The sequence below is a fragment of the Halioglobus japonicus genome (genome assembly GCF_001983995.1).
GTDB lineage: Bacteria > Pseudomonadota > Gammaproteobacteria > Pseudomonadales > Halieaceae > Halioglobus > Halioglobus japonicus.
This window is the reverse complement of record NZ_CP019450.1, coordinates 1,708,372-1,734,301: the sequence shown is the minus strand read 5'-3', so window position 1 is coordinate 1,734,301 and position 25,930 is coordinate 1,708,372. Positions and strand designations below refer to the sequence as shown.

At 56.2% G+C, this 25,930-nt stretch carries 24 protein-coding genes; 12 read left to right on the top strand and 12 right to left on the bottom strand.

Going from position 1 to position 25,930, the window contains the following annotated elements:
• Positions 1 to 107: 107 nt before the first annotated feature.
• The 3 genes from BST95_RS21325 to BST95_RS19675 all read right to left on the bottom strand — a co-directional run bounded on the left by BST95_RS21325 (position 108) and on the right by BST95_RS19675 (position 1,851).
• Positions 108 to 314, bottom strand: a complete 207-nt coding sequence (locus BST95_RS21325) for an RHS repeat-associated core domain-containing protein (protein WP_084198864.1) — start codon at positions 312 to 314, stop codon at positions 108 to 110.
• 287 nt (positions 315 to 601) lie between these two features.
• Positions 602 to 1,393, bottom strand: a complete 792-nt coding sequence (locus tag BST95_RS08215) for an alpha/beta hydrolase (protein WP_084198863.1) — start codon at positions 1,391 to 1,393, stop codon at positions 602 to 604.
• Positions 1,336 to 1,851, bottom strand: coding sequence for a hypothetical protein (locus tag BST95_RS19675; protein ID WP_157114473.1), 516 nt, complete (start codon positions 1,849 to 1,851; stop codon positions 1,336 to 1,338). Before BST95_RS19675 ends, BST95_RS08215 begins: the two co-directional genes overlap by 58 nt.
• Positions 1,852 to 2,377: 526 nt before the next feature.
• Between BST95_RS19675 and BST95_RS08210 the strand changes: the two genes are divergently transcribed.
• Positions 2,378 to 3,847, top strand: coding sequence for a flavin-containing monooxygenase (locus tag BST95_RS08210; protein WP_084198862.1), 1,470 nt, complete (start codon positions 2,378 to 2,380; stop codon positions 3,845 to 3,847).
• Between the two features lie 387 nt (positions 3,848 to 4,234).
• Here the strand turns inward: BST95_RS08210 and BST95_RS08205 are convergent, their stop codons facing one another.
• From BST95_RS08205 to BST95_RS08185, 5 genes are all read right to left on the bottom strand, one after another.
• Complete coding sequence (locus tag BST95_RS08205) at positions 4,235 to 5,599, bottom strand: DsbA family protein (protein ID WP_084201107.1); 1,365 nt, start codon at positions 5,597 to 5,599, stop codon at positions 4,235 to 4,237.
• A gap of 143 nt (positions 5,600 to 5,742) precedes the next feature.
• On the bottom strand, positions 5,743 to 6,372 hold the full coding sequence (locus BST95_RS08200; RefSeq protein WP_084198861.1) for a flavin reductase family protein: 630 nt from the start codon (positions 6,370 to 6,372) through the stop codon (positions 5,743 to 5,745).
• A 72-nt stretch (positions 6,373 to 6,444) separates the two neighbouring features.
• Positions 6,445 to 6,675 (bottom strand): hypothetical protein, encoded by a 231-nt coding sequence (locus BST95_RS08195; RefSeq protein ID WP_084198860.1) that lies wholly within the window; start codon positions 6,673 to 6,675, stop codon positions 6,445 to 6,447.
• Positions 6,676 to 6,692: 17 nt separating this feature from the next.
• Positions 6,693 to 7,127: a c-type cytochrome gene (locus tag BST95_RS20940; RefSeq protein WP_276205925.1), complete on the bottom strand. Its 435-nt coding sequence runs from the start codon at positions 7,125 to 7,127 to the stop codon at positions 6,693 to 6,695.
• Between the two features lie 104 nt (positions 7,128 to 7,231).
• Entirely contained in the window at positions 7,232 to 7,666 is a 435-nt protein-coding gene (locus BST95_RS08185) for a nitroreductase/quinone reductase family protein (protein WP_169843884.1), read from the bottom strand.
• A 303-nt stretch (positions 7,667 to 7,969) separates the two neighbouring features.
• Between BST95_RS08185 and BST95_RS08180 the strand changes: the two genes are divergently transcribed.
• The 4 genes from BST95_RS08180 to BST95_RS08165 all read left to right on the top strand — a co-directional run bounded on the left by BST95_RS08180 (position 7,970) and on the right by BST95_RS08165 (position 11,810).
• Complete coding sequence (locus tag BST95_RS08180; RefSeq protein ID WP_084198858.1) at positions 7,970 to 8,917, top strand: PilZ domain-containing protein; 948 nt, start codon at positions 7,970 to 7,972, stop codon at positions 8,915 to 8,917.
• A 162-nt stretch (positions 8,918 to 9,079) separates the two neighbouring features.
• Complete coding sequence (locus BST95_RS08175) at positions 9,080 to 9,472, top strand: VOC family protein (RefSeq protein WP_084198857.1); 393 nt, start codon at positions 9,080 to 9,082, stop codon at positions 9,470 to 9,472.
• Positions 9,473 to 9,536: 64 nt separating this feature from the next.
• Positions 9,537 to 10,265 (top strand): class I SAM-dependent methyltransferase, encoded by a 729-nt coding sequence (locus BST95_RS08170; RefSeq protein WP_180962013.1) that lies wholly within the window; start codon positions 9,537 to 9,539, stop codon positions 10,263 to 10,265.
• 6 nt (positions 10,266 to 10,271) lie between these two features.
• A complete protein-coding gene (locus tag BST95_RS08165; protein ID WP_084198856.1) occupies positions 10,272 to 11,810 on the top strand; it encodes a cryptochrome/photolyase family protein in 1,539 nt (512 codons plus the stop codon).
• On the opposite strand, the gene BST95_RS08160 is transcribed toward BST95_RS08165, so the two are convergent.
• From BST95_RS08160 to BST95_RS08150, 3 genes are all read right to left on the bottom strand, one after another.
• On the bottom strand, positions 11,807 to 12,187 hold the full coding sequence (locus tag BST95_RS08160) for a thiol-disulfide oxidoreductase DCC family protein (protein WP_066058011.1): 381 nt from the start codon (positions 12,185 to 12,187) through the stop codon (positions 11,807 to 11,809). The two genes, BST95_RS08165 and BST95_RS08160, sit on opposite strands and share 4 nt — an antisense overlap.
• A complete protein-coding gene (locus BST95_RS08155; RefSeq protein ID WP_102106219.1) occupies positions 12,180 to 13,532 on the bottom strand; it encodes a DASH family cryptochrome in 1,353 nt (450 codons plus the stop codon). The genes BST95_RS08160 and BST95_RS08155 overlap by 8 nt, the downstream gene beginning before the upstream one ends.
• A gap of 315 nt (positions 13,533 to 13,847) precedes the next feature.
• Positions 13,848 to 14,090 carry a carbon storage regulator gene (locus tag BST95_RS08150; RefSeq protein WP_084198855.1) on the bottom strand — a complete coding sequence of 81 codons (243 nt, stop codon included), beginning with the start codon at positions 14,088 to 14,090 and terminating at the stop codon, positions 13,848 to 13,850.
• A gap of 229 nt (positions 14,091 to 14,319) precedes the next feature.
• On the opposite strand from BST95_RS08150, the gene BST95_RS08145 reads away from it, so the two are divergent.
• The 7 genes from BST95_RS08145 to BST95_RS08115 all read left to right on the top strand — a co-directional run bounded on the left by BST95_RS08145 (position 14,320) and on the right by BST95_RS08115 (position 23,683).
• The gene (locus BST95_RS08145) at positions 14,320 to 16,203 is read left to right on the top strand and encodes a sigma-54-dependent Fis family transcriptional regulator (protein ID WP_169843883.1); all 1,884 of its coding nucleotides are present in this window, start codon (positions 14,320 to 14,322) and stop codon (positions 16,201 to 16,203) included.
• Between the two features lie 148 nt (positions 16,204 to 16,351).
• Positions 16,352 to 17,278, top strand: a complete 927-nt coding sequence (gene rbsK, locus BST95_RS08140; RefSeq protein ID WP_084198853.1) for a ribokinase — start codon at positions 16,352 to 16,354, stop codon at positions 17,276 to 17,278.
• Between the two features lie 124 nt (positions 17,279 to 17,402).
• Positions 17,403 to 18,944 (top strand): DUF2235 domain-containing protein, encoded by a 1,542-nt coding sequence (locus tag BST95_RS08135; protein ID WP_084198852.1) that lies wholly within the window; start codon positions 17,403 to 17,405, stop codon positions 18,942 to 18,944.
• A gap of 89 nt (positions 18,945 to 19,033) precedes the next feature.
• The gene (locus BST95_RS08130) at positions 19,034 to 19,993 is read left to right on the top strand and encodes a sugar ABC transporter substrate-binding protein (protein WP_102106218.1); all 960 of its coding nucleotides are present in this window, start codon (positions 19,034 to 19,036) and stop codon (positions 19,991 to 19,993) included.
• 1 nt (position 19,994) lies between these two features.
• Positions 19,995 to 21,527: a sugar ABC transporter ATP-binding protein gene (locus BST95_RS08125; protein WP_084198851.1), complete on the top strand. Its 1,533-nt coding sequence runs from the start codon at positions 19,995 to 19,997 to the stop codon at positions 21,525 to 21,527.
• Positions 21,520 to 22,488: an ABC transporter permease gene (locus BST95_RS08120; RefSeq protein ID WP_102106217.1), complete on the top strand. Its 969-nt coding sequence runs from the start codon at positions 21,520 to 21,522 to the stop codon at positions 22,486 to 22,488. Before BST95_RS08125 ends, BST95_RS08120 begins: the two co-directional genes overlap by 8 nt.
• Positions 22,489 to 22,579: 91 nt before the next feature.
• Positions 22,580 to 23,683 (top strand): NAD(P)-dependent alcohol dehydrogenase, encoded by a 1,104-nt coding sequence (locus tag BST95_RS08115; RefSeq protein ID WP_084198849.1) that lies wholly within the window; start codon positions 22,580 to 22,582, stop codon positions 23,681 to 23,683.
• A 100-nt stretch (positions 23,684 to 23,783) separates the two neighbouring features.
• Here the strand turns inward: BST95_RS08115 and katG are convergent, their stop codons facing one another.
• Positions 23,784 to 25,844: a catalase/peroxidase HPI gene (katG, locus tag BST95_RS08110; protein ID WP_157114472.1), complete on the bottom strand. Its 2,061-nt coding sequence runs from the start codon at positions 25,842 to 25,844 to the stop codon at positions 23,784 to 23,786.
• Positions 25,845 to 25,930 lie beyond the last annotated feature (86 nt).

Below are 25,930 nucleotides of genomic sequence, written 5' to 3'. Positions count from 1 at the left end.
TGCTGGGATAACCTGAACAACCGTGCCGGAATAATCCGCATGGCGTGTTGGAGGACTTGAGCAAAGGTAGCGGCACATCTGCTACTACCAAAGCTAAAATGCTAGCGCTAAATGCACCCGCAGTATACCGCCGCAACTATGGCAGCGATCGTTCCAGTCCATTCTTTGAAGTGACCAGTAGGGTCGGTCCCATTCAATGGGTTGTTATGGAAGTGTCTGTATCGATTTAAACCTTGAGATAGCGGGGCGCCCTCAATGAATGAATCCGCCTGCAGGAACCTGCCGCGGTGTGGGTCATAAATCCGCCCGTTCATGTGAGCGAGCCAGCCCCAGGCAAAGCCTGTTCATCCAGCCGAGGGGGCTGAAATTGCGTGTGATCTACGACCAATCCAGGGATTGAGACATCTTTCGCCGGAATCGACAATAGTGTTTGATCCTGCCCTTGATCATCGGATGATATAGGGCACCTCGTGTGTGCCCTTTGGCTCGCTGCGACCAGCCGATCATGCCTTGATTTTTTTGTTTTTATATCCGGTCGCAAATCGGGGTGAATATGATCAGGTCTGTATAGCTTGTTTGTTTTCGAATTTTTTGCCGTGATTTATTCAATCGTCAAATCTTGCCTTTCAACTAAAAAGTCAAAAACCAATTCGGACAAACCTTTACCCTCCACTTTCGCACCCCACGCACCATGACCTGCTCCTTCTAAAGGCACAAGTTTGTTATAAACACCCAGAGGATCATATATATCCTGCAACTCAATGGCTTCAGAAAAAGGTGTAGAGGGGTTCATATCTTGGGTGCCGTGGGCCATAAACAACTCAGGGTCACTACCATCGTAGCGATTCAATCCATATACCGACTCGAAAACTTCCAACTTGGCATTAGATCCCCAGAAGTAAACCAGACTTCTGACGATATAGGTCTCTGTTAAATTGGTGGTGGACAGTGTAGGGTCATCGCTAATTAGAATTTCGTCTCTAAAGTCCTCCAGGTTCGAAATACCCAGCGCAATGGCGGTTACTGCTCCTGCTGAGGCTCCGCCTACGGTGATAAAATCTGAGCTTATGCTGTAAGTATCCGAGTTGGCCATAATCCAGCGAAGTGCAGCTTTTGCATCCCTTTGGGCGGCATAAAGGGCAATGGCTTGTTGAAACTGTTTTGGAGTTTCTGCTCCTTGCAGGGCAAACTCAATCCATTCTTGCGGAGCGATCCCCTTGTAAAACGATAAGACGTCCTCGCGGGACATACCTTGTACGGACCCGAGTTCCTCTGTTGTTCTGTAATCTACAGAAACAAAAACCCAGCCCCGTGAAGCAAAATAATTCGCCATCTCTACGATTTCTGGCTTGGTTTTCGTGCCGCCAGTAAATCCTCCACCATGCAGGAACATAAACAGGGCCGACCCACAGAGTCATTATCTGGGTAGTAGGCGTCCAGTAACTGCGCTTTTGCAAAGGGTGAGGTACCTGCAGCATCGTAGCTGAGTCCTTCAGCGTAAGTGACGTTTTCGTCAAGCAGTACCTCGTAATTAGGTTCTACCGTAATGATAGGTAACTCAACGTCTGTATTCCCGCCGCCGTCAACGACAGGGGGTTCATTACCTTGGTTATCACCACCACTGCCTGACGATGAACATCCTTGACTCAATATGGCGAGCCAAATAACCAATGCGACTGTTTTCCCGTTTATATTCATAAAGCTCAAGTCAGGTCCTTCAATGATTTCATCGGGTAGTTTAGATTCAAGTGCACGTGTTGTCTCGCATGGTTTGTCCCAGGTAACCACAGCATCGAGTAAATCAGGTCGCAGGAGGGGCGAGGTGTATGCCAGCATCCCATTAAACAACATGTCATATCGGCTCAGAGCCAGAGAACTTGTGATCAAAAACCCTTAAAGCCTATTGAGTCCCCACGCATAAACGGGCAACTAGTAAGAATGACTGAGCCCCCGTAGGGATAAGCGGGTGATTTGACCGACAAGCAGGCTGACAGCGTCGAGTACTCTGAATTGGCTCTATTCTCCAAGCGAAGAGTTACGACTTATATGTCCTTTTTCCCGAAAGTGTCCGTTGACATCGGAATAGCGCTTGAGCCGACTCTACCCACGAATTGACCAATATTGACAGGTGTGCATTAAAGGCGTGATCTAGAATTATCGGACATCTATTCCCCGAATAGACAAAACGGTGGCCTTTTTCTACCACAAGAAAAGTGCCAAGCCCCACCATCATCTGACCCAAGCACATGTGTGAGCATCAGCCCGCTTATCCGCACAAACCAACGCAATGAAAAGGTCTCGAGTCTTGATATTATCTATCTTGCAACTCTCGTCACACTTATAATCTTACTACTCCAATATTTTCTGAAGCTAAGCCATGACTGACAATTCCGAGTTCATCGACATACTTGTGATCGGTGCAGGCCTCTCTGGTATCGGCAGCGCCTGCCGGTTTCGTCGTGACCTGCCGGGTCTTAGCCTGGCCATCCTGGAGTCTCGCCCGGCCAGCGGCGGCACCTGGGACTTGTTCCGCTACCCGGGCATCCGCTCAGACAGTGATATGTACACGTACAGCTACGGGTTCAAGCCCTGGACAAATGGATCCGCTATCGCCGACGGCGACAGGATTCTCAAATACATTCGAGAAACCGCCGACGAATACGGACTCAACCAGCATATCCGCTATAACCACAAGGTCATGGCCGCGCACTGGTCGTCACAAGACAAGCTGTGGACCGTGACTGTGACACGAGCGTCCGAATCACACCCAGCAAGCCAGGAAACGCTGACCATGCGCTGCAGATTTATTCTCAGCTGCACGGGCTACTACGACTACGATCAGGGGTACACCCCTGAATTCACTGGCATAGATCACTTCAATGGCGACATTGTCCACCCGCAGTTCTGGCCCGAAACGCTCGATTACAAAGATAAACGTGTGGTGATTGTCGGCAGCGGGGCTACGGCTGTGACACTGGTACCAAACATGGCGAATGACACGGCAAACCTGGTCATGCTGCAACGGTCACCCACCTATATCGCCACGGTGCCCGCCGAGGATCCCTGGCTAAAACCCTTGCGCAAGTATCTACCCGACAGTTGGGTATATCGGCTGATACGCTGGAAAAAAGTACTGTTCCAACAATACATCTACCGCTTGTCGAGGCGTAAACCCGCCGCTTTACGAAAGTTCCTGCTCGATCAGGTTCGCGAAGAATTGGGCCCGGAGTACGACGTCAAAACCCACTTTACACCCAGCTACAAACCCTGGGACCAACGCCTCTGCGCGGTGCCCGACGGGGACATGTTCGCCGCTATCCGCGAGGGCAAGGCAGAAGTCGTGACTGATCATGTCGAAAACTTTAATCATGCGGGTATCGCACTGAAATCTGGCAGACAACTGGACGCCGATATCGTAATTCTGGCCACCGGTCTGCAACTGAAGTTCGGTGGCGGTATTGCCTACTACATCGATGGCGAAGAAGTTGAATTGACGGAGCACTTTGTCTACCGGGGCATGATGCTTTCCGGCGTGCCCAATTTTGCGATGAGCGTGGGTTACACAAACTCCTCATGGACATTGAAAACCGATCTCACCGCCAATTATGTCTGCGAGCTGTTTAAAAAGATGGAGCGCGGCGGCCATCAGTATGTGATTCCAGTGCCAAAAGAGGCCATGGATGAGGCACCGCTACTGGATTTCAATGCTGGCTACGTGCTGCGCGGACGCGATCTCATGCCCAAGAACGGTGACCGAGAGCCCTGGAAAAACAGCGACAGATACACCAAAGACTTCGTCGGCTTGAAGCTGAGCCGCAACAAGTACAACGAACTAGAGTTCCATTAGCATCGGAGTCAACCGCTCTGAAAAGGGGCGAAATTGGACTAGGCCTCTGTGTTAAGTACCCCAGGCAGGCTAGTCCTCCCAGCCCGTTGCAAGCAGCCTTCTCATCCAAGAGGATCAAAGTGAAGCCAGCGGCCTGCGCTTTTCCCCGAAACGAAAAAGCGCAGGCACACGCGGGTCAGCCGCGTGCGTTGCGACGTATAGCCGCAACTATAAGCAACATTAGTGCCGATACCCCACATGCCCATTGCAGGGATGGGCTGCGCGGCAATGAGCTCCCAGCGCCCCCTGAACAAAATGTGATCATTCTCAAGCATTTGAAAGCTTTCATTCCGCTGCAAGAACGGAATCGGATCTCGCCACACTCACGGGAAGGTTTGACGCACCGACCTAGGCGCCGCTAAGCGCCACTCGCCGACGAATCTCCGCGGCCACCAGCCACAATCGATCCTGACCCCACACCTCCAGGTCGGGCTCACCGTCGGGACCGCACAGACGATAGGACGGCACACCCCACAGGCCCATGCCCTCCACCATTTCATCCTGATGTTGCTCGATATAGGGCTGCCAGTCCGCGGTGCCCAGTTGCTGACAAGCGTCAGTCCAATCCAGGCCCACTTCCTCAACCGCCATTTTCAGGTACTTCTGCTTGTGCAGGCCCCTGCCCTCAGACCAGGCATAGCGCAGCAGGATGCTTAGCAGCTCCGTGTCCTTGCCCTGGGACCTCGCCCACGGGAATAGCGAATAGGCTTGCCGCGTGGGCTCACCAATCGGTGTCACATGCTTGCCGAAGGGCACGCCGAAAAAGTCACCCTCGCGCTTGGTATCAAAGAAAATGTAGGTGCCCTTGGTGGTAGTCGCCGCTACACCGCGCATAATCATGGGCAGCACCGGCTTGAGATGAAAATTGACATTGCAGGCCTGGGCAAGCGCTACCGTGCTGTCATAAATAATTGAGGTATAGGGGCTATTGAGCGACGGGAAGAAGTGCAGGTCCAAACCACTTGCATCGACATCACTCACATCGATCTCCGGCCGTGGCACGATATATGGCTCATCTGGCGACTTGCAGGCATCGAGGTCACGCAGCCGTTGCTCAAGATGAAACAAACGATCCACACCCCAGTACCACTCACCACCGTAATACAGCATGGCACCTGAATAGTGACCCAGCTCCGCCAGACGGGCAGATCCTGCCATTATGGCCGCTTGTGTCTCTGTCTCGGATACAGTTGCTTGCGCACCATCGATTGGCGTATCAGACCAGGCGCTGGCTGTCAGGTTTTGTACTTGTGCCACAAACTCATCCGGGCCTAGTGCCGCGAGAGCGCCATTGACGGTTGCGTGATGGGCGGACTCGGGTCGCACACCTGCGGTCTCTGGAAAGCTCAGGCCGTAGTGCGGCGCTATCAGCCCACAATCGCGCCGCGCCCACACTGCTAGTTTTTCTTCCTCGGGCTGGTTACGCCCACCGGTGGCGCGGATCAGGTGCGGCACAAGTTCAATGTCGTAACGCTGCACGAACCGCTCCAGTACTTGTGCCATCAAGTAGGAGTACGGATCGTCTACCTGGTGAAAGTACTCCACCACATGTGCGCTACCTGCTGCCTGACGAGCCTTCTCAGCTTTGACGCGCTTCTTTGCGATCTGCTCCGTATTGGCAACCCGGCCCAATGCCCTGGCCATAACAAAGCGCAGCAATCGAGGCGGGTCTACGATATACGCGGGATTGGGATTATTTTCTGGCTCAAGCATTTTCGACAACACCTGCTGCAATACGTCAGTACCGTTCCAGAGCCGTGCTCACCGATGCAGTGATGGCGCGGCCTGGCGTTCTGAGCACTCTAGCGCTTTAGGCATAAATACTGCAAATTTATTGAAGCGGAGGATCGAAGCTCTCAGAGACGCCGAGGCGGCAGGTCGGGCTTCGCATAGGCCATGCGTTTCGGTGCATCCACGCGGTGGTATGCATCAAGGCCGCTCAGGGCAACCGTACCGGCGGCAACAAGGTCCAGCGTTCCATCGTCCCGACAGGCAGCATCTGGCAACGCAACAAACACGACTTCGCCAATCACCATGTGGGTGCTGTTAATCGCCAGCGGCATATGCTCACGTAGGCGCAGCACCATGCTCACCTGCGCCTCAGCAACCATTGGCGCCTCAAACCCCGGCTCCCAGAGCGGGGTCAGCCCTGTCGCATCAAACTCTGAAACCTCTGCGGGATACCTAGCCGCGCACTGGTGTGCCGCTTCGACGATCTCTGCGTTGACGTGGTTAATGGAATAGCACTGCGTGTCTAGAATATTTTTGAGCGTATGTCTCTCATCGCCGCCGGGGCGTATCACCAGCGCCAGCAGCGGTGGGTGGGAGCCCAGGTGCACTGCGGAGCTCATAATGGCGAGATTGGTATGGCCCTGCGAATCGGCAGTGCCCACCAGGTTGGCGGCCTTAAAGCCCGACAAGCTGTTTACAAACGCTGCGCGCTCGCGGCTTGCCATAGCGGCAATGTTTTCTGCGTTTAGTTTCATCTGCCCTCCTCCGAGTACTTACGGCGAGGACAGTAACACGGACCAAACTAAATGCGAGTTACAGTTGCCGCTTCAGGCCTCGCTGTCGAGCCGCCAGACACACCGGGATGCTCCCGAGAATCGGCGGTTGGACTCCTCCACTTTTGCGCCGTTGCTGTGCGCCTCAGGTACGCCGTTTTCCTCATACCACTGCTCCCATTCATAGGGCGTCAGAGTTTTGGGGATCTCCTTACCCAGCGCACGCTGCAGTGACTTGCCGCGCAGGCTGTTATCGGCATGCTTATTGGAACTATTAAAAAACATGATTCTCACCTCAACTGCTAAAGCGACTCGATAAAAGCCGCGATGTGTTGCATATCCTCGTCGCTCAACATGGCCGACTGGGCCCACATCAGAGAGCTCTGATTACCCCGCGTCTCGCCGTTTTTGTATTGGACCAACTTGGCATATATCTCTTCCGCTGTCTGACCGGCGAGAGCCGGGCCGATCCCCCCCTCGCCCTGCTGACCATGACAGGCCACACAACCGGCGTAGGCCGCTTTGCCCAGCTCCTCGGGGGACGCGCTCGCCCGGGCCTCGGCCTGTGCCGCCGCGAGCATGACCACACCGCCCGTCTCATCCTTCCAGGCCTCATAGCATTCACCGGTGCAACCGTGCACTCGGCCTTGGTTAAACTGATTGCTTTCCATGGCCCACAAGGGCAAGCCCAGCGAAAACAGGGCGAACATCCAAAGATGCAGGTTTTTTCTCAACACGACACAAACGCCTCAAACAAATTGGTTACCTAAAGCTACGGGGAGGAAGAGGAAGGTAGATGCCTCGAGACCAAGGCAATGTTGGTCAAAAAGCGGGCTCTAACTCAGCCGTCAACGGGAGTGAGAATCACTATCGCCAGCCCATTGCGGGCAAAAATGCTAAGCCACGCTACCAGACGCCGGAGAAAAAATGGCAGTGTGGCTACATCCACCGAAGACTCGCCGTCGCGCAGTACTACAGCTGTGGCATTGCGCCGGCGGCCCGCTAAAAAATAGCTGACATCCGGCTGCTTCAGCAGATTCTTGACCCAGAAAGAGCGCTGCCCACGCACCGTACTGACTATGCGGTATCTACCCGCTCGAAAGCTCAACAACGGGGTAGAGCGGAGTTCACCACTGGTAAAACCGGTGGACTCCAGCAGAATCAACCCTGCCGGCAGCAAGCGTGGGGAGCCAATGCCCCTCCGCACCGCCGGCTCTACCACCGCATTAAGTTGGCGAAAGAATTGCTGCTCGAGCTTGGGAGAGATGGCTTTCAATGGATTCAGACCCCGTGGCTATCACAACCTTATACGCGCAAACGTCTCGCCCGGACTCGATCGCTTACACGGGGACTCGTTATAGCGTTAAAAACCGGTACTCTTCCTGAAACCGCCGCAATCAAGTAGTTATCAACCATCAATCCGGGAAAAGTCGAGAAAAGCGCACCCTAAAAGTGACCCATTCCTCACTTTCCGGATCTGTGGGTTTTATCTGTGCCCTGCCCCCTCTAACATTGCCTGAATAATGAACAAAAACGCCCCATCCGCTCGCAGGGGTGACACCGTTGCAGGGACACACATATGAAACCACGCCAAGACTCACTGTTGGGCCAGGCTTCCCAGGACGAACTCACCGCCTGCATACGTCTACTGGCACTGAACGTGGTGCAGCAACGCTCCAAAGGCGAGTTCACTTCATTCCGCGATTCAGCGGAAATGCTCCGTCCCGGCAGCGCTGATCCAAACAAGCTGGAACTGATTGTCGGCAGCCGCAATGTCGTCGAAGAGGCCCTGGAACTGGTGCGTACCCTGGCCGCCGAGCCAAAACCAGAGCAGGCAGACGAGGTCGCCGCCAAGCCCGAGGAACGGCGCCGTCACATGCGCATTGCCGTCGCGGCGCCCATCAAACTACTCTGGCCCGGTGACGAAACACCAACGGCCGCTCGCCTGCAGGACATTTCCTGGGGCGGCGCGGCAATCAAGGTGGACAAGGTCAAAATGGTCAGCAGCGACACGCTCAAGGTCATTATTCCGGGCATCCAAGGCACCCCCATTACCATCGATGCGAAGTACTTGCGCAGCTGGAAGCTGGATGAAGGTGCCGGTGAAGGCCTGGCGGTGCGCTTTACCAGTATGGCGACACGCGACCAGGACGAACTGGAAGCTATCCTGCTGCGGCTGGCCCAGTCCGGTGACAGTGACGGTCAGCGCGAGCATGCGCGCCTGCACCAGCGCCTCGACCTGCAGTTTGAAGGCGACGAACTCAAAGCTTCACTGGAGGATATTTCCGCCGGGGGGCTGGGTGTTACCGTGCCGGAACCCCTGGAAATTGGTCAATCCTTACAGGCGGTAATCAGCACGTTCGACGACAAGCACAGCCTGAAGCTGCGCGCTCGTGTGGTCCGCCAGGAAACCATCAGCATGGGTAAAACGGAGCTCTATCACGCGGGCCTCAAGTTCGAACACCCGGCTGAAGAGCTGGCAGAACTGACCAGTGCGCTAATCAGTCAGATCGGGGGTAACCGCTAGTTCTGTACTTCCGGTAACAGCGGCGGATCAATTTCGTCGCTATCGCATTGCTATCATCACAGGTTAATCGACTTCCACGCCTCCCCCGTATACCGTTCAAGATCCACGCAGGGTACTGCCTACCTTGCGTGAATGACAATAAATCGACCTGGGAGCAGGAATATGATCAACCACGTAATGATTGGCACTGACGACATAAAGGCCTCGCGTACATTTTACAATGCCGTACTAGGCGTTCTGGGGGCTGGCGCGCCGATAGAGCACACGAACGCCACCGGGCAACTGCGACTTTTCTACTTGCACAACGGCTCTACGTTCTGCCTGACACAACCCATTAACGAGGAGCCGCCCAGTGTGGCGAACGGCTCCACCATCGGATTTACCTGCGATTCACCGGAGCAGATCAAGGAGTTTCACGACGTGGCCATTGCCAACGGCGGTCAGAGTATCGAAGAACCGCCCGGCGTACGTACCGGAGACATGGGCGACGTTTACCTGTGCTACTTCCTCGATCCGGACGGCCATAAAATCTGTGGCTTCCACCGCCCAGGATAACATCACCTCCGCGGCACCCCGGGCCTGCGCGCCCCGAGTCGCCCGGTAGTTAGAGCACGAGTAGATGAAAGCCGCAAAGCCAACTCGCCCAGCCAGCCTGGCCATTACCCTGATAATGCTGCTTACGGTGTTCGGCTGCATAGCGAGTGAGAGCAACCCTGGCCACTACGAACAAGTGCGGCCCAACAGAGATGGTATCGGCAAGGTTTATATGGGCCGTGAAATCTCACATGTCATGGGTCACCTCGGCGCGGGTTGGTTGGAGCGCCCTCAGCGCGAGCGCGAGGAACGTACTGACTTGCTGCTCAGCAGTATCCAGCCCCAAGCGGATGACACCATCGTCGACCTGGGCGCAGGCACGGGTTTCTTCGCGTTTCCTCTGGCAGAGAAAGTTCCACAGGGTCAGGTCCTGGCCGTGGATATCCAGCCCGAAATGCTACAAATCCTGGAACAACGAATCGATTACACAGGGGCTACCAACGTGGTGCCGGTGCAGGCCACCGAATGCGACCCGGCGCTGGCAGGCTACAGCGTTGACCTGGTCCTGCTGGTAGATGCTTACCACGAGTTTTCTTGCCCCCGGGAAGTCATGGAGGCGGTGGTGGCATCGCTGTCTGAGCGGGGCCGCGTGGTATTGGTCGAATATCGGGGTGAAGACCCGAGCATCGGTATCAAGCGTCTGCACACCATGACTAAAAAGCAGGTAGAGCGCGAGATGGCCGCTGTAGGCCTGACACTTGAGACGGTGCTCGACGTGCTGCCCAAGCAACACATCATGGTATTCACGCGATAGTCGCTTATGGAACCGCGTCTGATTCTTGTTCTAGGAGACCAACTCACCCTTGATCGCGCAGCATTGGCAGACGCTCGCCCTGGGATGGACACCGTCCTGATGGCGGAAGTGGCTGACGAGGCAAATTACACCAAACACAATCGCCATAAACTGGCGTTTATATTCGCAGCCATGCGTCACTTTCGTGATGAGCTGCAGGCACGGGGCTTCACCGTCGAATACCTGACGCTGGATGACAACATCGACAGTCTCTGCGACGCGCTCGACCAGGTATGGAACCAAGAACACTTTGCCGAGGTAGTATGCTGCGAGCCTGGCGAATTCCGCGTTCAGAGCCTTCTTGACGCCTGGTCCACGCGCAGGGCAGTCCCGCTTAAGTGGACGACTGACGATCGGTTCTTGTGCGATCGAGACACCTTCGACGACTGGGCCAGCGGCCGCAAGCAGCTGCGCATGGAGTACTTCTATCGGCTGATGCGGCGCCGTTACAGTGTGCTGATGGAAGGAGATAAGCCTGCTGGCGGGCAGTGGAACTACGACAAGGAAAACCGCAAAGGCTGGCGCAACAAGCACACTCCGCCGCCACTGTGCGCCAGCGAAAACGACCCGGTACTAGACGAGGTCATCAGCCTGGTCAATCGCCGCTTTCCCGACAATCCCGGCGATCTTGATACATTCCACTGGGCCGTTACCCGGCCGCAGGCACTACAGCGGCTGCAACACTTTGCCAGTTACTGCCTGCCGCTGTTTGGCACCTACCAGGATGCCATGGCTGAAGACTTTCCCTGGCTTTACCACAGCCTGCTATCCCCGTACCTGAATGTCGGCCTGTTAGACCCACTGGAAGTCTGCGAAGCCGTGGAAGACGCCTGGCGCGAAGGCCATTGCGAGCTATCAGCGGCGGAAGGGTTTATTCGCCAGATCCTCGGCTGGCGCGAGTATGTGCGCGGCATATACTGGTATTCCATGCCTGAGTACGCGCAGCGCAACGGCCTCGAAGCCTCGGCTCCCCTGCCCGCTTTCTTCTGGAACGCCGATACCGACTTGCACTGCCTGCACAAGGCGCTCGATCAATCATTGCAGTTGGGCTATGCCCATCACATCCAGCGGCTAATGGTCATCGGTAACTTCGCATTGCTAACCGGTCTGGACGTGGCCGAGGTCTGCGATTGGTATCTCGGGGTTTACATAGACGCATTCGAATGGGTGGAGTTACCCAATACCCTGGGAATGGCGCTGTCCGGCGACAATGGCCTGATGGCGAGCAAGCCCTACGCCGCCACCGGCAAGTATATCCAGCGCCAGGGCGATCACTGTAAGCACTGTCGCTACAAGCCGACACAAACAACCGGTGATGGCGCGTGCCCCTATAACAGTCTCTATTGGGCGTTTCTGCACCGCCACGAGGTGCGCTTCAGCAACAATCCGAGAATGGGCCTCGCCATGCGCAACTGGCAGCGCAAACCAGAAAGTGAGCAAACTGCTATTCTGGCCTGGGCTGGCAAGGAACAAGCACGGCTGGCGCCGGCACGCCGCGCCACCTAGTGATTGCAGTTGGCGCCCTCGTCGCCCGAACCATACAGACGTCGGTAACGCCAGCCTGCCCAGAGCGCGTACCCAACATCAGCCAGCTGACGAATGACCGGCCACCGCAACCAGGACAGCCACGCGCCACGTCCGGCGTATGTCCAGGCCCTGACGTTGGCGTCGACACCGGTGAGCCATTGCCCGTCGGCTAGGCGCATATGCAGATCCCGCAACAGGGTATCCCGATCGGGCATGCCAGGTTCGGCGAGAATACCGTGAATATCCACCAATTGTAATTCATCGGATTTCAGCGTCGCCAGCTTGTCCATTTCCCGCAGGCACAGCGGACAGCGCCCATCGTAGTAAAGGGTGGCTGCGGGCAAGGGCTTACTCATCGACGACCGCACTCTCAGCAGCATGGTTTTCAGGTATCGACATGGGCCAGTCTGCCGCGTCATTCACATACTCGGGCTGGGGCTGGCAATGACCTCGCCAGCGCGCCGTGAACGTGCCGTCTTTGTCGTACAAAGCGGCCTGTTTTTCCTGGTTGAAATGCCGCCCTCCACGAGGGTCTGCACCGACACCGGCAATGTACTGCCAATTGCCATAATTGCTCGCCACGTCATAATCGATAAGGTGCTTTTCAAAAAATGCTGCCCCGTAACGCCAGTCCATGCCCATTTCATTAATAAGGTAACTGGCTGCAATCTGGCGCCCGCGGTTGCTCATCCAACCCGTCTCGACCAACTGATGCATCAATGCGTTCACCAACGGTACGTCTGTGGAGCCGGCACACCATCGCGCATAACTGCGCGGCTCGAACGTACACAGGGTAAGGCGGCGTCGTGCGCCACCCCGATGGAACAGACTTGCGGGATCGCGCAATGCACGCCACTGGAAAAACTCTCGCCACAGCAGTTCTTTCAGCAAGTGCTCACTTGAGCGGCTCTTGCCATATTCTCGCTCATACTCAAACAACGACTTGGCGACTGAGCGGACAGACAAGCTGCCATTCGCGAGCCACGGCGAAAGATTGGAGGAAGAAAAAAGTCCCTCAAGATCATTTCGGCTTTCGAGATAATGATCTACAGAGCGTTCACGAAACATCCAGGTTTCCAGACGCACCCTCGCCGCTTGCTCCCCACCCTTGAAGGCGAAAGCGGGGTGAGCCCGAGTGGTGGGTGCCGGAATCTTGTATGCATCCAGGCCTACTGGCGGTGGAGGTAACGAGGCCACTTCCAAAGGGGACTCGATCCTGCGCTTCATTAACGCTTTGCAGAATGGTGTGAAGTGTGGCGGCAAGCTGGGCATCCAGGCATCCAGACTCGACGGCGGAAAAAGCTGATTGCCTGGCAACACGTTGAGCGGAACACTCAGAGAGTGTGTCAGCCGCTCCACCGAGGCCTGTTCATGGACGCCAGGAACCGAGGCAATGTTGATGCGTGCGACATTGAAGCGAGCTGCTAGACGAGGTATTACCTGATGCACATAGCCCTTCACATACAGGAGGTCTTGTCCTACCGAACGTAACTCCGCCTGCAGACTACACAAGCTCTCGCGCAGAAACCTACTGCGCTGCTCGCCAACGCCCCGAACCTGAAACCAGGGTTGACTGGGCTCCTCCACATAAACGCACAACAATCTCTGAGCTTTCTCATGGGCAAATAGTGCCGCATTGTCTTGCACACGCAGATCACGACGAAAGACGAACATTTCTGTTCTTTCAATATCTGTCGCCATGTTTAAGCTTCCCGGTTCGATCTTGATGCGGCCCTACAACCAACACATCGGCCTCAGGAACTGCTTACCGTGGGAGTGTCAGCCTGGCTGGTTCTTTTTGGCGTTTGCCAACTTCTCTTGAAGCAGTTTCCGCCAGGAAGGCAACTCCGCGTCTCTGACACTGGTGTGTTTCTCAGTATTTCTCGTCCAGTTAATGGGGGTTCTGTCTAAACCGCCAGATTCAAATGCCACGCTCATTTTCGCTCACCTCTCAAGTCTGTTTAGTCACTCAGTAGGCGTCCTAAAAATTATTACGTTCCGAACATCCTCACCGGATCAAATGCCACCTCCTGCCGTTTTGGTGAGTGTCAGTGTTTTACGCTTTCGCTCGTCACACTCCGCATCAATCCTTTCGCGTATCTCCTCACGATCTACGCGCATGCTTCGTTGGGCATCAATGCCGATTCGAACCTGATTGCCCTTCATTCCCAGCACCGTGACGGTAACTGGCCCTTCAAGAACATCCTCCAATTGACCAATTTTCAGGCTCTCGCCAATTCGCCGAGTCACAATAAGCACATGCTCTCCTTCTCGCTAACGTTCAACTTCTCTGCCCAGTTCTGCTCCAGGCAATGGGATTTTGCAAGTATCATGCCAGCGATAAGTGCCAATATTTATTCATATTTTTCAGATGCTTAGAATACTGCAAGCATGTCTGCTACACTCCTGAGACACTGATCGAGACAATCAACTGTCTCACAAGACACATAGGCTCATCATGGACACACAACATTCCCCTGACTGGTACATGCGTCTACTGGGCGCCATGACCCGCGCGCAGTCTCAATTGATAGGGACAGTAGATAGACAACAGCTGTTTGACGGACTTCTTGACGCTTTGCTGGAGCTCGGGGATAGCGAGTACGGCTTTATCGGAGAGACACATCTCAACGAAGAGGGAGCTGTCTACCTCCGAACGCATGCCATTACCAACATCGCCTGGAACGAGTACACTCGCAAACACTTTGAAGAAAACGCGCCGAACGGCCTTGAGTTCCACAATTTGAAAACGCTCTTTGGTCACGTCATGACTGAAGGCAAACCTGTCGTGGCGAATGCCCCGGCTGAGGATCCTCGACGCGGCGGGCTGCCACTGGGCCACCCAGAGCTAAGGTCATTTCTGGGTCTCCCACTGCATAGCGCAGGACGCATGATTGGTATGGTTGGTATTGCAAATCGCCCGGATGGCTATGACGAAAAACTCATCGAAGACTTATCGCCCTTCCTCCAAACCTGCGCAAACGCGATCTTCGCATTGCGCGCTGATGACGAAAGGAATCAAGCTGTTAATGAGTTGTCCGACGAGCAGCAGCGCCTACACGCAATTCTCGACAGCGCCTATGAGGCAATCATCACGATAGATCAATCTGGCGTCATTGAATCCATCAACCAACAAGGGGAAAAGATGTTTGGATACTCCGGCGAAGAACTGGTCGGCGCCAACGTAAGCACCCTGATGCCCGCGCCATATCGACTGGAACACGACAGCTATATCTCGAACTATCTCGATACAGGAGATAGCAAAGTGATTGGCCAGGGACGGGAAGTCCTTGGACTCAAGAGAGACGGCGAGGAATTCCCTGTTCATTTGACGATTACTGAAACCAAAGTCAAAGATACCGCGCTATTCATTGGCATGGTTAAAGATCTCTCCGAGAGAGATCAAGCTGACGAAAAACTGAGGCAACTGCAAAGACAATTAGACAAGAGCCGGTTCGGACAAATGATTGGAAAAAGCCCACCAATGCAGAACCTGTACAGAGTCATCAACGATGTGGCGACTGGCGATTGGACCGTATTGATCGAAGGTGAAACAGGCTCGGGGAAAGAGCTTGTTGCAAGGGCGATTCACGCCGCAAGCCAAAGGAGCAAGGGCCCTTTCGTTGCAGTCAATAGCGGCGCACTTACTGACTCCCTGCTAGGGAGTCAGCTCTTTGGGCACCGGCGCGGCGCATTTTCGGGAGCCATTAAGGACCAGCTTGGCTACTTCCAGGCTGCCGAGGGAGGGACTTTATTCCTCGATGAAATTGGGGACATCTCAGATGAGGTACAGATCAGTTTATTGCGAGCTATAGAATCAGCAGAAGTAGCACCCATAGGACAGGTAGACACGCAACAGATCGACGTTCGTATCATCGCAGCCACTAACAGGAATCTAGCCGATGCTGTAAGAGAAGGCACGTTCCGTAGTGACTTTCTATACAGATTGCGCGTAGGGAGAATCATTGTCCCTGCGCTGAGAGAGCGAAGTCAGGATATCCCGCTGCTTGCTGAGGCATTTTTGGCTGAAATGCGGCTGGCTACAGGCAAGGCCATGAACCCCTTAGCCAATCCAGTAATGCACTTACTCGAGAACTATAACTGGCCTGGAAATGTGCGGGAGCTTAAGAGCGCCATTCAGTTCGCCACCATTCACTGCCGAAATGATTCGATCAGTCTTCACGATCTCCCGCCCGAGATTCAGCACCAGGAGGTCGCCACTCTTCAAGGTGCAAGCAAACAATCGAGCCTCGAACAAGACATAGTTCTTGCGTTGGAGCAGACGGGTGGAAATCGTACAGAAGCAGCGCGATTGCTTGGCATGAGTCGCGCAACGTTTTATCGCAAACTAAAGTATCTGGGCATCAAATAGGTCACTGGGTTCGGGATTGGGACATCACTTTTTGTAGTGACAAATTTAGGGCATGTTCCAGCCTTATCCAGGCTCTTGCTGCAGCCCAACACCCAAAGACAATCAAAGGTGATTCCCAAATCATCTGTCCAATTCCAAGGAGGCCACTATGGCGCCAAATTCAAAGATAGCCGTCATCGGCTCGACGAATTGGGACATCTGTCTTTACCTCCCCACCCTACCCGCTCCTGGTGAAACCGTGGGTGGCGGTGAACTGAAGTCCAACCTGGGTGGAAAAGGTGCCAACCAGGCCGTGGCGGCTCACCTGGCAGGGGCCACCACCACGTTTATCAGTTGCATCGGCGACGATGGCAGCGGCAACGACATCTTGGCAAGGTTCAATACCCTGGACCTGGCTACCCATGGGATCACCCAGATACAGAATACGCCTACCGGCACTGCCTGCATCTTCATCGATGCTGCCGGCGAGAACTGTATCGGCCTGACCGCAGGCGCCAATGAAGCGCTTTCGAAGGGGCTGATCGACTCACAGCTCGACCAGATAAACGATGCCTGTGTGGTGGTCCTGCAATTGGAAATTCCCATGGATTCTGTCGTTCATGCCGCGACACTGGCTTCCCGACAGCAACAGACAGTTATCCTCAATCCGGCGCCCGCCCAGGCGCTGCCAGAGGCGCTGTTCAAACACATCACGATTATCACTCCCAACCTGAGCGAACTGGCGACCATCACCGGCATGCCCACGGATACCCCCGAAGCCATAAATAGCGCCGCTGCGGCCCTGCTGCAAAAAGGCGTTGATACCGTGGTTGTCACGCTGGGTGGCGAGGGAGCCATGCTCGTCACTCCGAGCCGCGCGCAGTTATTTCCCGCACAATCTGTCACTGTGGTCGATACCACCGCCGCTGGCGACTGCTTCAACGGTTACCTGGCAGCTCACCTGGCGACCCATGGCCTCACAGACATTGACGCCGGCATTGAAACCGCCATCCGCGCATCCGCGATTGCGGTGTCACGCCCGGGCGCCGTGGCATCACTACCCACCGCGGACGAGGTGAAAGCGAGTACCGGCTAGGTATTACTCTGTATTACAGAAAGCCCTCTCTCGCTGGTAAACGGCACCCTCTCAACTATAAGTCCTGTACAAGCGCCGCACGTCGATGCGTGCATTCTTTTGCGCAGAACACAGGGGAGCCATCATGACCAATCTCATCATCTGCTGCGACGGCACCTGGAACAATCCCAGCCAGGAAGATAACGGGGTGCCTGCGCCCACCAATGTCGTCAAATTATTCAACGCGATTGGTGACCACGACGGCACAGGCACACTGCAAAAAAAGTACTATCACCCGGGCCTGGGCGGTGAAGACATGGGGCTCAAGGAGAAGTTACTGGGCGGCGCGCTTGGCGTTGGAATAACGCGCCATATCTGCAGCGCCTATCACTGGTTGGGCACGCAGTACGAGGACGGCGATCAGGTCTACATCTTCGGTTTCAGCCGGGGTGCGTTCACGGCACGCTGTCTGGCCGGCATGCTCAACAAGGGCCTTCTGAACCTGCGCGGCATTAGCTCCAGGCAGGCGTGGCGCCGGGTGGAGTCTGCCTACAAGTCCGGCTATCGCAAGAACAAACGCAATCGCATCAAGTCAGAGTGGGCTGCCTTTAATCGCGGCAACGGACTGAAAGTACAGTTTCTCGGCGTATGGGACACTGTGGGTGCCCTGGGTATTCCCGATGATCTGGAACTGCTGAACTTACTGGACCGGCCTGACAAGTGGCGCTTTCACGACAGCAAACTCGGTAAGAATGTGCGCTGCGGCCGTCACGCCATGGCGCTGGACGAATTGCGCAGCAGCTTCACCGTCACCCATTGGAGCAATGCGGACAAACACGAGAACTGTCAGGAGCTATGGTTTCCCGGCGTGCACTCCGACGTCGGCGGTGGATATGCAGAGACTGATCTCTCCGACAGCGCGCTTGGCTGGATGATGGCGGAGGCCGAGAGCCAGGGGCTCGGCTTTCGCAGCGGCGCCGTAGATCAACTGCAGCCCAACCCCAATGGCGTAATGCACAATTCCTATCGTGGCTTGTTCGCCACAATGCGCTCGCGTCCACGGGCGATTCCTGAGATGGGGCTCGACGCCAACTCGAGCGTGTTCCACGACAGCGCCCTCACCCGCCAACAAACCTCGCCTCTCAGCTATCCCGAGTACTATCCGCACAGATCTCTGGATGTTGGCGAATCGATTACGCTGCCCGTTTATGCCGACACGCGCTGGAATCCCACGCACCTGTTCCTCAATGCGGGCGAGGAATATACCTTTAGTGCCAGCGGTGAATGGCAGGACAGCGCCGACACCTGCGACTGGCATGGCACCGAGGACGACAAACTAACCGTGGGCGACATCATCCGCAGCACCTCCGCCTTTCTAGGCAGGTTTGAGAGCCTGTACCGCAAACTGACAGACAACAATGCCACCGATGTCCTCGGCACCAAGCGCATAGAAAATTTTCCCTGGTTTGTGCTCGTGGGCGCTATCGCCAACGACAGTGGTGCTGACAATGCGGTCGCCAACGACGGCAGCCCGGTGGCCCATGAATACATAAAACTTCCGGACTTCGCCACCCCACCACTGAAAGTGACCCAGGCCGGCTACCTGTACACATTTCCGAATGATGTCTGGTCACTGTACGAAAACAATCACGGCAGTATCGACCTGACGATTACCCGGGTAAGTTGAACGGCAAAAAACGACTACTCTTCAGCGCGCAACCTGGCTCAGTTTCATCTATTATTGCGGCTAACAATAATGACGCCGGGCCAAACAGTATGTTGCGCAAAGTCACCTCTCTCCTCGCCTGCCTGTCGCTGGCGCTGACCCTCACTGGCTGCGGCAATGCCGAGCAATCCTCGGCACCTGCATCGACGCCCGAAGATACGCCCGACAAACCGCGTGTGGCCCTGATCATGAAGTCGCTGGCCAATGAATTTTTTATCAACATGGCCGCAGGGGCCGAACAACACCAGGCGCAAAACGATAGCTACGAACTGGTGGTCAATGGCATCAAGAACGAAAGTGACCTCGCGCAACAGGTATCGCTGGTGGAACAAATGATGGCAACCCAGGTCGATATCATTGTGATTGCCCCGGCGGATTCCAAGGGCCTGCTACCGGTGGTCAAGCGCGCTATCGACCAGGGTATTGTCGTGGTCAACATCGACAACAAGTTTGACGACAGCATCCTCGCAGATATGGGCATCAAGGTACCCTTCGTGGGTCCGGACAACCGCGAGGGTGCCAGGCTTGTCGGCGACGCGCTGGCAGCCCAACTCACTGCCGGCGACCAGGTCGCCATCATCGGTGGTATACCGGGTGCCTTTAATGCCCAACAGCGCCAACTGGGTTTTGAGGATGCCATGAACGCCGCGGGCATGGCGATTGTCGCCACCCAGGCTGCCGACTGGGAGCAGGCCAAAGCAGCCAGCGTAACAGGCGCCATTCTCAGCGAAAACCCTGATCTCAAGGCCATTCTTGCCGCCAATGACAGCATGGCTCTCGGTGCCGTCGCCGCGGTTCGCCAGGCCGGTAAAACTGACGCCATTGCCGTGGTGGGCTTTGACAACATCTCCGCCGCCGCCGAATTGGTCCAAACGGGTGAAATGCTGGCGACGGCAGATCAGTTTGGCGACCAGCTCGCCGTATTCGGCATTGAGTATGCTCTGCAGATACTCGGTTCCGGCGATATTCCTGAAGATCGTAAAACACCGATCGAGTTAATTACCCGCTAGCATGGTGATAACGCCCCTGCTGCGCCTGAAGGGGATTAGCAAATCCTTCGCCTCTCCGGTGTTGCATGACATTCATCTGGACATTCAACCCGGAGAAATACATGCGCTAATGGGAAGTAACGGCGCGGGCAAGAGCACGCTATGTAATCTTGTCGCCGGTATCCATCATCCCGACGCGGGCAGCATGGAGTTTGGCGGCCACCCCCATGCACCGAAATCACTGCGGGATGCCGAGCGCAGTGGCATCCAGATGGTCATGCAGGAACTGAGTTTGTTCCCTACATTGAGCGTCGCCGAAAATCTCTGCTTCAACCGCCTGGGCAAGCGCGCCGGATTGATCGATCACACCGACCTCAGACAGCGCGCTGCAGCCATGCTGGCGGCCCTCGGCATGGATGATATAGACCTGCAGGCGCCGGTGGCTGAACTGGGTGTCGGCCTCCAGCAGCTGGTGGAGATCGCCAGGGCGATTTCCCACGACGTGAAACTGCTTATCCTCGACGAGCCCACCGCCTCCCTGACTGACCCGCAAATAGACACCCTGTTTCAGCGCCTAAAGGCGATGCGTGAGCGCGGTGTCAGCGTTATTTATATCTCACATCGCATGGATGAAATTGCCCGTATTGCCGACCGGGTATCGGTATTGCGCGACGGCGAGCGCGTAGCCACCCTGCCGGTTGCTGAAGCCACCACCGACACGATTGTCGAACTCATGGCCGGTGCTTTAACCGCGCCGGCAGCTGCCCAAACTGAAAGCGAACAACCCGCTGCCCCGCAGGTGTTGATCAAGGTCGACCGACTGGGACTCACCGGTTCCATCCAGAACATCAGTTTCGAGATTCGCGCCGGTGAAGTCCTTGGCATTGGTGGGCTGATTGGTTCGGGGCGCACAGAACTGCTGCGCGCGATTTTTGGCGCGGATCGTGCTGACAGCGGCGCTCTGCGTTTTGCACAAGACAACTTTCAGCGCGCTCAAGTCATGCGCTCGCCACGCGAGGCCATCGACGCAGGTATCGGGCTGGTTGTGGAAGACCGCAAAGGCCAGGGGCTGCTATTGCAGGATTCCATCTCCAGCAACATGTGTCTGGGAAAATTGCGCGAGCTCACGCACACAGCCGGTGTTATCAGCGCGGCCGACGAGCACGCCATGGCAAGCGAAATGCGCGAAAAACTGCAGATCAAGTGCGATGCGTTTGGGCAGCCCGTGGCCCAACTTAGCGGCGGTAACCAGCAGAAAGTCCTGATTGCGCGCTGGCTGCTGAATGATCTGCCGGTGCTGTTGTTCGACGAACCCACTCGCGGCGTCGACGCCCGGGCCAAGAGCAGCATCCAGTCGCTGCTCGGCACCCTGGCAGCGGCGGGTAAAGCGGTAGTCGTCGTCAGCAGTGAAACGGATGAGCTGATTAAGGTCTCCGATCGCATTCTGGTGATGTCTAACGGGCGTCTCGCCTGCGAATTCAATGCCCGCGAGGTCACTGAAGAACAACTACTCCAAGCGAGCTTCAAATACTATTCCAAGGCCAGGCATGCTTAAGATAAAACTTCCGTGGAATTCTCTGGGCCTGATTGCGGTGCTCTTGGCACTGGTGCTATTTTTCAGCCTTGCCAGTGAATACTTTTTCACCGGTGTCACATTCCGCACGCTGGTTAACCAGATTCCCACACTGACCGTGATAGCAGTGGGAATGACCTACGTATTGCTGATCGCCGGCATCGACCTGTCTGTGGGCTCCGTCATGGCACTGTGCTCGGCGGTGATGGGCATAGTGATTGCCGATATGGGTATGCCCCTACCCGTGGCCATTGCGGCGGCTCTTGCCTCTGGCCTCATGGCGGGGCTGGTGAATGGTCTGATCAGCGCCCGCTGGGCGATACCCTCATTCGTTGTCACGCTGGGTATGCTGGAAATTGCGCGCGGCGGCGCCTACCTGGTGACCAATTCCGAAACCCGCTATCTCGGTTCTTCGGTAGAAATTATTGGCTCTCCACTGGCAGGTTTAGGTGTATCACCCGCGCTGATCTTCGCTGTTGTGGTGGTCGTTGTCGCTCAGTTCGTGCTTAGCAAGACCGTTTTCGGGCGCTATATGATCGCCATAGGCACTAACGAGGAGGCCGTGCGCCTCACCGGTATCAATCCCGTGCCCTGGAAAATATTGGTGTTCGCCCTGTGCGGTCTGCTCGCTGGCCTGGGCGGTGTGTTCCAGCTCGGCTATCTACAGACCGCAGATCCCAACGCGGGCATTGGCCTGGAGCTCTCAGCCATTGCCGCCGTTGTCATCGGTGGCACCAGTCTCACTGGCGGTCGAGGCTCGGTGGTCAATACATTTATTGGGGTGTTAATCATTGCCGTGATCCAGACGGGCCTGGCACAAATGGGCGTGTCGGAGCCTTCCAAACGTATCATTACCGGTGCTGTGATTATCGCGGCTGTCCTGTTTGATCAGTTCAGGGATCCCATGAGTCATCGCCTGAGAACAATTCTCTTGCGCAGGTAGTCGCAGCGACGATGATGTTCGTCGCATTAGCCTACACTTACATCGTAAGTATCCTAGTATGGGCGCAACGTGGTAATACAGGGGAAGATACATGCGTGTACTTAAGCATTTGATATTGGCGATTGCCGGGCTATTGGGTATCGCCCTGATTGCGCTGGCGTTGGCGGTCAGCCACACGGATGACTGCCCTGCACCTGCGGCACCCTCCTCAGCAGCACAAACCGCCACGGTCATCAGCTACCACTGCTACGGTCCGCCAGAAGTGCTCACCCAAAGCGTCATCGACAGGCCTGCGCCCGGCCCCGAGGAAGTCCTGGTGAAAGTGCACTACGCCGGCATTAATCCACTCGACTACCACCACATGCGTGGCTCTCCCTACTTAATGCGGCTCGGCATCGGGCTGGGCGCTCCGGAGGTCTCCCGATTGGGTGTCGATTTTGCAGGCATTGTCGAGGCAGTGGGCGAAACCGTGAGTGCCTTCAAACCCGGCGATCGCGTATTCGGCGGCAAAACCGGCGCCTTCGGCAGCCATCTGGTGATTAACGAAGGGGGTGCCATTGCCCACGTACCCGCAAACGTTCCGCTGGAGCAAGCGGGTGTTGTCGGCATTGCTGGTGTCACAGCACTGCAGGCGCTAGTGGACGAAGGCGAGCTTGAAGCCGGCGACAGCATTCTCATTAATGGCGCCTCAGGCGGCGTCGGCACGTTTGCCGTGCAGATCGCAGCGGCTATTGGCGCCGAGGTCACCGGGGTCAGCAGTGCCCGCAACCACGAGTTGGTGCGTGAACTTGGCGCCGTTCACATGATCGATTACAAAAGCATTAACTACACTGACATGCCCCAACGCTATGACGTCATTCTGGACATGGTAGGCAACCATTCACCGCTGGCAAATAGCAGCGTGCTCAAGCCCGACGGCAAGTTAATAACGGTCGGCGGTGCCAAGGGTAACTGGATTGCGCCACTGCTGGGCCCCATGAACATTCTGATCAGCCAACCCTTCATGGCACAGGAGTCGATTATGTTGCTGGCCCAGATGCGCAAGGAAACGTTGGTTGACCTGGCCCGCTATATGGAGCGGGGCGAATTGACACCAAGTGTGGGGCATCGCTTCCAACTTGGAGAGATACGCGAGGCTATGGCCCTGTCTGAATCGGGTCGAGCGAGAGGTAAGATCGCAGTTGCCATTCCCTAAGCGTCCAGTGCTCGCTGCCATGCGACCATAAAAAAGGGGGCCATACAGCCCCCCGAGAACGCAACTTGGACACGACCTCGTCGGTCGCTGGCAGAGCCAATCAATAAAGATCGGCTTCCATCACCTTGTTCCAGGCAGCCACAAAGTCGCTGAGGAATAGGGCCTCGCCATCATTTGAGGCGTAGGTTTCCGCCACCGCGCGCAGTTCCGAATTTGACCCAAAGATCAGGTCAACCGAAGTCGCGGTGTAAACCGCCTTGCCGGTAGCGCGATTCCTTCCAATATACGTCGCCTCACCGGACTTAGACCACTCGTTGTCCATGGTCAGCAGGTTGACGAAAAACGCGTTGTTCAGCGTGCCTGGGTTGTCGGTCAGGACACCGGCGGTGGCGCCATCTGCGTTAGCGCCCAGAACACGCATACCGCCGAGCAGTGCTGTCATCTCCGGAATCGTCAGGCCCAGCAGATCCGCCTTGTCGATCAGCATTTCTGTCGGTGGCATATACGCTTCACCCGTGTAGTAATTGCGGAAGGCGTCTGCCTTGGGCTCCAACACCGCAAAGGAGACAACATCGGTCATTTCCTGGGTGGCGTCGCCACGCCCGGTCGTGACCAGCACATCGATCTTGTGACCGGCTTCCCGCGCGGCCTGTTCGATGCCAGCAGCACCACCAATAACAATCAGATCAGCCAGCGATACCTTGCCGTGGTCTGCCTGGATGGCGCCTAGCTTGGACAGCACCTGCGCCAGTTCTTGAGGATTGTTCACCGCCCAGTCTTTTTGCGGCGCGAGTGCAATCCGTGCACCGTTTGCGCCGCCGCGCATATCCGACTCACGATACGTAGAGGCAGATGCCCAGGCGGTACGCACCAGTTGCGGTACCGTCAGGCCCGATTTCAGGACGGCCTTTTTGAGCTTGGCCACGTCGCGGTCGCTGAGGGTGTTGCCCTCGGGCACCGGGTCCTGCCAGATGTAGGTCTCCTCGGGTACTTCCGGCCCCACATAGCGCGCGCGAGGCCCCAGATCCCGGTGGGTCAATTTGAACCAGGCCCGGGCGAAGGCGGCATCAAACTCCTCGGGGTTCTTCCAGAATCGCTCTGCGACTGCGCGAAAACCGGGGTCCTCCTTGAGCGCAATGTCAGTGGTAAACATCACCGGCGGATTCCGTCTGCTCGCGATATGCGCGTCGGGCACGATTTCGTGCATCCGCTTGTCCACAGGGCGCCATTGGTGGGCGCCAGCGGGACTGGTGTGCTGTTCCCAATCCATCCGAAACAGATTATCGAGATAGAGAATCGACCAGGCTGTAGGGGTCTGGGTCCAGGCGCCTTCCAGACCACTGGTTACCGTGTCTTCGGAGTGGCCCTTGCCACAGCTATTCTTCCAACCAAAGCCTTGCTCCTCGATGGGCGCTGCGCCCGGCTCAGGACCAACGCAATCAGCGGGCTTGTGGGCGCCGTGACCCTTACCCAGGGTGTGACCGCCGGCCACCAACGCGACGATCTCCTCATCATTCATGGCCATGCGGCCAAAGGACTCACGCATGTCCTGAGCGGCCGCGAGGGGATCCATATTGGCATTAGGCCCTTCTGGATTCACGTAAATCAGGCCCATTTGTACAGCCGCCAGAGGCCGCTCCAGTTCGCCACCTTCATAGCGTTCTTCATTGCTCAGCATGGAGGTTTCCTTACCCCAGTAGACCTCGTCCGCCTCCCAGTCGTCAGCCCTGCCACCGGCAAATCCAAGGGTTTGGAAGCCCATGGATTCCAGCGATACATTACCGGCGAGAATCATCAGGTCTGCCCAGGACACCGAGCGTCCATACTTTTGCTTTACCGGCCACAGCAGGCGGCGAGCCTTGTCCAGATTGCCGTTGTCCGGCCAGCTATTCAGGGGATCGAAACGTAGCTGGCCGCCATCGGCACCGCCGCGCCCATCGTGCACACGGTAGGTGCCCGCGCTGTGCCAGGCCATGCGAATCATCAGGCCGCCATAATGGCCCCAATCCGCTGGCCACCAGTCCTGGGAGTTGGTCAGCGTGGTTTCGATGTCATTCTTCAGCGCCTGATAGTCGACTTTGGAAAATTCAGCGACGTAATCGAAGTCGGCCCCATAGGGATTGGATCTCACGTCGTGAACGCGCAGCGAACTCAGGTCCAACTGCTCCGGCCACCAGAATTTATTGGTGGGGCCCCGATAGGGGTGGCGTTAACGCTACCTGCGAGCAGCAGTGGCGTCAGTGTGGC

Coding starts and splice junctions, on each gene's coding strand:
- BST95_RS21325 (WP_084198864.1), bottom strand. CDS start 314: ATGAACGGGCGGATTTATGACCCACACCGCGGCAGGTTCCTGCAGGCG.
- BST95_RS08215 (WP_084198863.1), bottom strand. CDS start 1,393: ATGTTCCTGCATGGTGGAGGATTTACTGGCGGCACGAAAACCAAGCCA.
- BST95_RS19675 (WP_157114473.1), bottom strand. CDS start 1,851: ATGTTGTTTAATGGGATGCTGGCATACACCTCGCCCCTCCTGCGACCT.
- BST95_RS08210 (WP_084198862.1), top strand. CDS start 2,378: ATGACTGACAATTCCGAGTTCATCGACATACTTGTGATCGGTGCAGGC.
- BST95_RS08205 (WP_084201107.1), bottom strand. CDS start 5,599: ATGCTTGAGCCAGAAAATAATCCCAATCCCGCGTATATCGTAGACCCG.
- BST95_RS08200 (WP_084198861.1), bottom strand. CDS start 6,372: ATGAAACTAAACGCAGAAAACATTGCCGCTATGGCAAGCCGCGAGCGC.
- BST95_RS08195 (WP_084198860.1), bottom strand. CDS start 6,675: ATGTTTTTTAATAGTTCCAATAAGCATGCCGATAACAGCCTGCGCGGC.
- BST95_RS08180 (WP_084198858.1), top strand. CDS start 7,970: ATGAAACCACGCCAAGACTCACTGTTGGGCCAGGCTTCCCAGGACGAA.
- BST95_RS08175 (WP_084198857.1), top strand. CDS start 9,080: ATGATCAACCACGTAATGATTGGCACTGACGACATAAAGGCCTCGCGT.
- BST95_RS08170 (WP_180962013.1), top strand. CDS start 9,537: ATGAAAGCCGCAAAGCCAACTCGCCCAGCCAGCCTGGCCATTACCCTG.
- BST95_RS08165 (WP_084198856.1), top strand. CDS start 10,272: ATGGAACCGCGTCTGATTCTTGTTCTAGGAGACCAACTCACCCTTGAT.
- BST95_RS08160 (WP_066058011.1), bottom strand. CDS start 12,187: ATGAGTAAGCCCTTGCCCGCAGCCACCCTTTACTACGATGGGCGCTGT.
- BST95_RS08155 (WP_102106219.1), bottom strand. CDS start 13,532: ATGGCGACAGATATTGAAAGAACAGAAATGTTCGTCTTTCGTCGTGAT.
- BST95_RS08145 (WP_169843883.1), top strand. CDS start 14,320: ATGCGTCTACTGGGCGCCATGACCCGCGCGCAGTCTCAATTGATAGGG.
- rbsK (WP_084198853.1), top strand. CDS start 16,352: ATGGCGCCAAATTCAAAGATAGCCGTCATCGGCTCGACGAATTGGGAC.
- BST95_RS08135 (WP_084198852.1), top strand. CDS start 17,403: ATGACCAATCTCATCATCTGCTGCGACGGCACCTGGAACAATCCCAGC.
- BST95_RS08130 (WP_102106218.1), top strand. CDS start 19,034: ATGTTGCGCAAAGTCACCTCTCTCCTCGCCTGCCTGTCGCTGGCGCTG.
- BST95_RS08125 (WP_084198851.1), top strand. CDS start 19,995: ATGGTGATAACGCCCCTGCTGCGCCTGAAGGGGATTAGCAAATCCTTC.
- BST95_RS08120 (WP_102106217.1), top strand. CDS start 21,520: ATGCTTAAGATAAAACTTCCGTGGAATTCTCTGGGCCTGATTGCGGTG.
- BST95_RS08115 (WP_084198849.1), top strand. CDS start 22,580: ATGCGTGTACTTAAGCATTTGATATTGGCGATTGCCGGGCTATTGGGT.